Source organism: uncultured Aggregatibacter sp., assembly GCF_938046485.1.
Lineage (GTDB): Bacteria > Pseudomonadota > Gammaproteobacteria > Enterobacterales > Pasteurellaceae > Aggregatibacter.
Window position 1 is genome coordinate 1 of sequence record NZ_CALIWN010000023.1, and the last position, 8142, is coordinate 8142.

Here is an 8142-nt window from a genome sequence, read left to right on the forward strand (position 1 = left end):
TAAACAAGCCGGTGTGGATGTGGTTATCATCGCAAAATTCGACCGCACTTTTGCCAATTTGCCTGCGCAACAATTTATTGAAGATTGGTTGGTACGCAAATTAAACGTGAGGTTTTTAAGCATTGGCGATGATTTTAAATTTGGTGCCAAACGCCAAGGCAATTTTGCGCTGTTGCAACAAGCCGGTGAAAAGTTTGGTTTTATCGTCGAAGATAACCGTAGCTTTTGCTTAGATGAGTTGCGAATCAGTAGTACAGCGATTCGCGAAGCGTTAGCCAATGATGATTTAACGTTAGCGGAAAAATTACTTGGGCGTCCTTATCGTATTTTAGGCCGCGTGATTCATGGCAATCAGCTTGGTCGCACCATCGGCTTTCCTACTGCGAACATTCGCTTGCATCGTCAGGTGAATCCGGCGAAAGGGGTTTACGCGGTTAAAGTGCGGTTAAAATCCGGCGCGTTTTTTAATGGGGTCGCGAACATCGGCACCCGTCCGACCATCAACGGTGTGAATCAATTATTAGAGGCGCATTTATTTGATTTTCAAGGCGATCTTTATGGTCAATGGTTGGATGTAGAACTCTGTCATAAAATCCGCAATGAAATGAAATTTCCCTCTTTTGACGATTTAAAAGCACAAATTGCGCAGGATGTAGAAACGGCGAAAAACGTTTTCAAAACTGACCGCACTTTATAGAACACAAATTTTAATTTTTACATAACACTGGAATATAAAATGACTGATTATAAAAATACCCTTAACCTCCCTGAAACGGGCTTTCCAATGCGTGGCGATTTAGCCAAGCGCGAGCCTGTGATGTTGAAAAACTGGTATGAGAAAAATCTCTATCAAAAAATTCGTGAAACTTCAAAAGGCAAAAAATCCTTTATTTTGCATGATGGCCCTCCGTATGCGAACGGCAATATTCATATCGGTCACGCCGTGAATAAAATTCTGAAAGATATTATTGTTAAATCCAAAACTGCACTAGGTTTTGACTCGCCTTATATCCCTGGATGGGACTGTCATGGCTTGCCAATTGAATTAAAAGTAGAAGGTTTGGTAGGTAAACCAAACGAGAAAGTGACTGCAGCTGAATTCCGCCAAAAATGCCGAGAATATGCGGCAGAACAAGTAGAAGGGCAGAAAAAAGATTTTATCCGTTTAGGTGTGTTAGGTGATTGGGATAATCCTTATTTAACGATGAACTTCAACACTGAAGCAAACATCATCCGCACACTCGGTAAAGTGATTGCGAATGGCCATTTATACAAAGGTTCAAAACCGGTGCACTGGTGTTTGGATTGTGGTTCTTCTTTAGCAGAAGCTGAAGTGGAATACGAAGACAAAGTTTCTCCATCTATCTATGTTCGTTTCCCAGCAGTAAGTGCGGTTGAAATTGAAGAGAAATTTAACGCAGTAGGCAAAGGCCATGGCAAATTATCTGCGGTGATTTGGACCACCACACCTTGGACAATGCCATCTAACCGTGCGATTGCGGTAAATGCAGACTTAGAATACAACTTAGTACAACTTGGCGATGAGCGTGTGATTTTAGCGGCTGAATTAGTTGAATCCGTAGCGAAAGCGGTAGGCGTAGAACAAGTTGAAATTTTAGGTTCAGTAAAAGGTCAGGCACTTGAGTTAGTACGCTTTAACCATCCGTTCTATGATTTCACTGTACCAGTAATTTTAGGTGATCACGTGACCACTGATGGCGGTACAGGTTTAGTACACACTGCACCGGATCATGGTTTGGACGACTTTATTGTAGGACAAAAATATAATTTACCAATGGCGGGTCTTGTATCGAATGACGGTAAATTTATTTCAACGACTGAATTCTTTGCTGGCAAAGGCGTATTTGAAGCCAATCCATTGGTTGTTGAAAAATTGCAAGAAGTGGGCAACTTATTAAAAGTGGAGAAAATCAAACACAGCTACCCACACTGCTGGCGTCATAAAACCCCGATTATTTTCCGTGCAACACCACAATGGTTTATCGGTATGGAAACACAGGGTTTACGTCAACAAGCATTAGGTGAAATCAAGCAAGTTCGTTGGATTCCTGATTGGGGGCAAGCGCGTATCGAGAAAATGGTTGAAAACCGCCCTGACTGGTGTATTTCCCGTCAACGTACTTGGGGCGTGCCGATGACCTTATTCGTACACAAAGAAACCGAAGAACTTCATCCGCGTACTTTAGAGCTACTTGAAGAAGTGGCGAAACGTGTAGATAAAGCCGGTATTCAAGCATGGTGGGATTTAGACGAAAAAGAATTATTAGGGGCTGATGCAGAAACCTATCGCAAAGTGCCTGATACTCTTGACGTATGGTTTGACTCAGGATCAACCTATTCTTCTGTTGTCGCGAATCGCCCAGAATTTAACGGTCAAGATATCGACATGTATTTAGAAGGTTCTGACCAACACCGTGGTTGGTTTATGTCTTCTTTAATGCTTTCTACCGCAACAGACAGCAAAGCACCATACAAACAAGTATTAACCCATGGTTTCACTGTGGATGGTCAAGGTCGTAAGATGTCAAAATCTATTGGTAACATCGTGACACCACAAGAAGTCATGGATAAATTCGGTGGTGACATTTTACGTTTATGGGTGGCCTCTACTGACTATACCGGAGAAATGACCGTTTCCGATGAAATTTTAAAACGTGCGGCAGACAGCTATCGTCGTATTCGTAACACGGCACGTTTCTTATTAGCTAACTTAAACGGTTTTGATCCGCAACGTGATGCGGTGAAACCGGAAGAAATGATGAGCCTAGATCGTTGGGCGGTGGCTTGTGCATTAGATGCTCAAAACGAAATCAAAGACGCGTACGATAACTATCAATTCCACGCCGTAGTACAACGCTTAATGCGTTTCTGTTCTGTGGAAATGGGCTCGTTCTACCTTGATATTATCAAAGACCGCCAATATACCACCAAAGCGGACAGCCTTGCGCGTCGTAGTTGCCAAACCGCTTTATGGCACATTGCAGAAGCATTGGTTCGTTGGATGGCACCAATCCTGTCATTCACGGCAGATGAAATTTGGGGTTACTTACCACAAACGGCGACTGCACGTGCAGAATTCGTCTTCACGGAAGAATTCTACGAAGGCCTATTTGGCTTAGGCGAGAATGAAAAATTAGATGATGCTTACTGGCAACAACTGATTAAAGTTCGTTCTGAAGTGAACCGTGTATTAGAAATCGCCCGTAACGATAAAGTGATCGGTGGTGGTTTAGAGGCAGAAGTAACGGTTTATGCTAACGATGAATATCGTGCCTTGTTGGAACAATTAGGCGATGAATTACGTTTCGTGTTAATTACCTCCAAAGCGGAAGTGAAAGCATTAGGAGACAAACCGGCAGATGTGGCTGCGGGTGAGTTAGAGGGAATTGCAGTAAGCGTTGCCCGTTCTCACGGTGAAAAATGTCCACGTTGTTGGCATTATTCTGACAAAATCGGCGTGAATCCGGAACATCCGACACTTTGCCCGCGTTGCGTAGAAAACGTTGCAGGCAATGGCGAAGTGAGACGTTTCGCTTAACGCGCTCTTTCCTCATTGGCCGATTTACCTCGGTCAATGTGCCAGTCAAAATAAAGCAAGGATAAGTCGATAGGCTTATCCTTTTTTAGTCGCATAAAAAAACTGAGTTCAACTTTAGTCGAACTCAGCTTGAAACACGAAAGTGCGGTGGCTTTTACGCCTATTTTCGCCGCATCTATGCAATTACGCTTGACCTTTAACCGCTTTTAAACCTAAGAACGGTGCCGGTGTACCCGCGCGTTCTAATGCTTCTTCGATACGGATTAATTGGTTGTATTTCGCAATACGGTCAGAACGGCTCATAGAACCGGTTTTGATTTGACCTGCTGCAGTACCCACCGCCAAGTCAGCGATAGTCGCATCTTCGGTTTCACCTGAACGGTGAGAGATCACAGCGGTGTAACCAGCATCTTTCGCCATTTTAATCGCAGCCAAGGTTTCACTTAAAGAACCGATTTGGTTGAACTTGATTAAGATGGAGTTTGCGATACCTTTTTCGATACCTTCTTTTAAGATTTTGGTGTTGGTTACGAATAAGTCGTCACCCACTAATTGAATGCGGTCGCCTAACACTTTAGTTTGGTATGCGAAGCCTTCCCAGTCAGATTCATCTTGACCATCTTCGATAGACACGATTGGGTATTGTTTAGTTAATTCTTCAAGATAGTGTGTGAACTCTTGAGAAGTGAATGAACGGCCTTCGCCTTTCATTTCGTATTTGCCGGTTTCTTTGTTGTAGAACTCAGAAGATGCACAGTCCATTGCTAAAGTCACGTCTTTACCTAATACATAACCTGCTTTTTCTACTGCTTCTTTGATACAGGCTAACGCGTCAGCGTTAGAGGCTAAGTTTGGTGCGAAACCACCTTCGTCACCTACAGCGGTGCTCATGCCTTTAGATTTTAATACTTTCGCAAGATTGTGGAACACTTCAGCACCGATACGAAGTGCTTCACGTAAGGTTTTCGCACCAACCGGTTGAATCATGAACTCTTGGATATCAACGTTGTTGTCTGCGTGCTCACCACCGTTGATGATGTTCATCATTGGTAATGGCATAGAGTAAACACCTGGTGTGCCGTTTAATTCTGCGATGTAAGCGTAAAGTGGTAAACCTTTAGATGCTGCAGCGGCTTTCGCGGTTGCTAAAGATACCGCTAAGATGGCGTTTGCACCGAAGTTAGATTTGTTTTCAGTACCGTCTAAATCGATCATGATTTGGTCGATTTCAGCTTGGTTAGAGGCATCTTTGCCAAGAATGGCTTCAGCAATCGGGCCGTTTACTGCGGCAACTGCTTTTAATACGCCTTTACCTAAGAAGCGGGATTTGTCGCCGTCACGTAATTCTAAGGCTTCGCGAGAACCGGTAGATGCACCTGATGGCGCCGCAGCAAGACCGACGAATCCGCCTTCTAAATGCACTTCGGCTTCCACTGTTGGGTTACCACGAGAGTCGATAATTTCGCGACCAATGACTTTAACGATTTTTGCCATTTTATTTTCCTCATTAAGTTAATTAAAACGGGTTAGTTTGCTCTAAAAATGTCGGTATCATAAAGCTATTTTGTTCCTTTGTCTTGCAAAAACTACAGACAATTTGATTTTGCTCTATGTTTTCCGGCGTCTGAAGTGCGGTTCAATTTTAAGATGAATTTTTCGAGATAGTGCGCCATGAATTTAAACGAAATAGTCCATTATTCGGCAAAATATTGCAGTAAATTTTTCACCGCACGTTGCCAGTCTTGCGCCTTGGTGACAGCAGAAATCACGGCAATGCTGCCCACCCCGGTGGCTAAAATATCAGGAAAATGCGAAGCACTGATGCCACCAATTGCGACAGTCGGCATTTTACCTAAGTTTTTTACCTGCGCGGCTAAATTGGCAACGCCTTGAGGCGCTGAAGGCATCTCTTTGGTTTGCGTCGGGAAAATATGCCCGAGGGCAACATAGGAAGGGCGCAACGGTAACACCAGATCGACTTCTTCTTGGTTGTGGGTGGAAACACCGAGACGCAGTCCCGCTTGTTGGATGGCGTTTAAATCCGCTGTGAGCAAATCCTCCTGCCCAAGATGGACGCCATAAGCCTGATATTTAATTGCCAAAGGCCAAAAATCATCTACAAATAACCGCACTTGATACTGTTTGGCTAAGGCAATACAGCGCGCAATTTCCTCTTCGGCTTGTTCCGCAGAACGATCTTTAATACGAATTTGTAAAGTTTTCACGCCGGCGTGAATGAGCCGTTCAACCCATTCATAACTGTCCACGATGACATACAAGCCCAACTTAAATTCGGTGGGTGCAAAAGGGGCTTTGGGTGGGAGGATTTTTGATAAATGAGATAGCGATACGGTCATAGCAAACTCCAATTAAATTGACATGAATGAAATAACGGCAACAGTTCAAGTGCGGTCAGACATCGAGGCGTTTTTCTCTTTTAAAACAAACCGCACTTTTTCATCTGTTCCACCACCTGCGCCACCTCAATTTGCGCCATCAAGTGTTTCCCTTTTAACTTGGTTGCCCAAGGCAACTGCACAGAGGGTTTGCCAAATTCTTTTTGCACATTTTTTTCATATACCGACACCACATTGGCAAGATTGCGATAAGGGCCGGTACGCAACGGGTTGTGGTAAGCATATAAACCGATAACCGGCGTGCCTTGCGTCGTTGCAATATGCGCCGGGCCGGAATCCGGTGAAAGCACCAAATCCACCTGCCGGATTAACGCCGCAAGCTGTGGAAGCGTTAACTTGCCTGCGGCATTGGTCGGTGCAAAGTGACATAAGCCCTGAATTTGCTCAATCATCGCCAGTTCACGCGGCGCAGGTGAACTGCACAAAATCACGTTCACATTATGTTGGTGGGCAATATTGGCGACTTCCGCATAACGTTCCACTAACCAGTCTTTTTCGGGCTTACTGGAACAAGGAGAAATCAGCAAATTCTTACGGGTGGGATCAATATATTGTCGCGCCGTGATCAAATCATCCTCCGCGACCGGCAAATCCCATTGCGGTTCCGTGCAAGGCACACCCAAATAGTCCACAAACGCCATAAAGCCGTCTAACACATGAGGATTGCTCGGGTCTTGAATCTTGCAATGCGTAAACAACCACTGCCCTTCGCGCGCCCGCTGTTTACCGAAACCGATACGATATTTCGCCTTAATACCCAGGGATAAAATTGACGCACGAAATGCCGTTTGCATATTTAATAACGCATCAAATCGACGATCTTTCAACCGTCGCCACAACTGACACAACCCACGCCAACCGCTTTTTTTGTCATACACCACAAACTCCACCCCCGACACATGACGAAACAACTGCGCTTCCGTCTTTCCGATAACCCATGTTATTTGAGTGCTTGGCCAATAACGCTGAATCTGTTGCACCGCCGCCAACGCATGGCAAACATCACCAATGGCGGACAAACGTAAAATACAAAGGGATTGCGGAGGTTGGGTGAAAAGCGGCATAGCTCTCTCGTTGATGTTGAACTTGGGCATTGCGTTATTTTAAAGTAGAATGCGCCTATCCGCCATCTCATTTTCAAGGTCGCAAAATGCTTGAATATCAACTGAAAAACGACTTTTTTCTGTTTAATTTTGAACACCCGGAACCCCATCAGGAAAACTTTTTTAACGCCGATTTTTGGCGCCGACAAAACCGCATTTTAGGATCAGCGCAAGGGCGCGGCACCACATGGTTTTTACAAACAGCAGATTTCTTCGGTGTAAACACCGCGCTGCGTCATTATTACCGTGGTGGCTTATGGGGCAAATTCAACAAAGATCGTTACCGTTTTCAGCAACTAAAAAACACCCGCAGCATTGCCGAATTTAATCTGTTAAATCAACTGCATCAGGCGGGACTTCCGGTACCAAAACCCATTGGAGCTCGGGTTCGCAAAGGCAATTTGGGAGTCTGTTATCAAGCCGATTTGCTGAGCGAAAAAATCGAAAATGCCCAAGATCTGACCGCACTTTTGCAGACACAACGTCTTACCGCCGAGCAATGGCGACAAATCGGCGGATTGATCCGTCAATTACACGATTTACAAATTTGTCACACCGATCTCAATGCACACAACATTTTGTGCCAACAACTGGAAAGCGACACAAAATTTTGGCTCATTGATTTTGATAAGTGCGGTGAAAAATCGGGAAGTTTTTGGAAGGAAAGCAATTTGCAACGATTACAACGCTCCTTTAACAAAGAAGTGGAACGTATGCATATTCAATTTGACGGGCAGCATTGGCAGCACTTGATGGAAGGTTATTCACAAAAATAATCACTTAGTTGAGAATAAAAACGGTAGGCACATTGACCTACCGTTTTTTATTTCAACTGTCGAACTTAATTAGCAATCCTGCTTACCATAGGCTTCTTGACGTAAAATCGCGCGAACAGCCGCATCGAATTCCGCCAACACATGATCGGCATTTTTCGGATCTGTACCACGCGCATCAAGATAGAATCGTAGCGTGCAACTTGTTGCACGAAATCATGAATGCCCGAAAGAATTAAATAACGTTCCGTGCGTAATTTGGTCGTGCATCAAGATGCACGCTACGCATG

Annotated in this window: 6 protein-coding genes; 3 read left to right on the top strand and 3 right to left on the bottom strand. The window is 44.4% G+C overall.

The window, feature by feature from the left end:
* Positions 1-697: bifunctional riboflavin kinase/FAD synthetase (ribF, locus tag Q0203_RS03180; protein ID WP_297929485.1), on the top strand; the 697-nt coding region annotated here is incomplete at its 5' end.
* Between the two features lie 39 nt (positions 698-736).
* Entirely contained in the window at positions 737-3559 is a 2823-nt protein-coding gene (gene ileS / locus Q0203_RS03185) for an isoleucine--tRNA ligase (protein WP_297929487.1), read from the top strand.
* A 183-nt stretch (positions 3560-3742) separates the two neighbouring features.
* Here the strand turns inward: ileS and eno are convergent, their stop codons facing one another.
* The 3 genes from eno to Q0203_RS03200 form a co-directional block, all read right to left on the bottom strand.
* The gene (eno, locus tag Q0203_RS03190) at positions 3743-5053 is read right to left on the bottom strand and encodes a phosphopyruvate hydratase (protein ID WP_297929489.1); all 1311 of its coding nucleotides are present in this window, start codon (positions 5051-5053) and stop codon (positions 3743-3745) included.
* A 200-nt stretch (positions 5054-5253) separates the two neighbouring features.
* Positions 5254-5916 carry a thiamine phosphate synthase gene (gene thiE, locus Q0203_RS03195; RefSeq protein ID WP_297929491.1) on the bottom strand — a complete coding sequence of 221 codons (663 nt, stop codon included), beginning with the start codon at positions 5914-5916 and terminating at the stop codon, positions 5254-5256.
* Between the two features lie 80 nt (positions 5917-5996).
* On the bottom strand, positions 5997-7040 hold the full coding sequence (locus Q0203_RS03200) for a glycosyltransferase family 9 protein (protein ID WP_297929493.1): 1044 nt from the start codon (positions 7038-7040) through the stop codon (positions 5997-5999).
* An 86-nt stretch (positions 7041-7126) separates the two neighbouring features.
* Between Q0203_RS03200 and Q0203_RS03205 the strand changes: the two genes are divergently transcribed.
* Positions 7127-7855, top strand: a complete 729-nt coding sequence (locus Q0203_RS03205; protein WP_297929495.1) for a 3-deoxy-D-manno-octulosonic acid kinase — start codon at positions 7127-7129, stop codon at positions 7853-7855.
* Positions 7856-8142: the final 287 nt, after the last annotated feature.

Excerpts from the sequence above, each read along its gene's own strand:
- ileS (WP_297929487.1), top strand. The coding sequence starts at position 737 with ATGACTGATTATAAAAATACCCTTAACCTCCCTGAAACGGGCTTTCCA.
- eno (WP_297929489.1), bottom strand. The coding sequence starts at position 5,053 with ATGGCAAAAATCGTTAAAGTCATTGGTCGCGAAATTATCGACTCTCGT.
- thiE (WP_297929491.1), bottom strand. The coding sequence starts at position 5,916 with ATGACCGTATCGCTATCTCATTTATCAAAAATCCTCCCACCCAAAGCC.
- Q0203_RS03200 (WP_297929493.1), bottom strand. The coding sequence starts at position 7,040 with ATGCCGCTTTTCACCCAACCTCCGCAATCCCTTTGTATTTTACGTTTG.
- Q0203_RS03205 (WP_297929495.1), top strand. The coding sequence starts at position 7,127 with ATGCTTGAATATCAACTGAAAAACGACTTTTTTCTGTTTAATTTTGAA.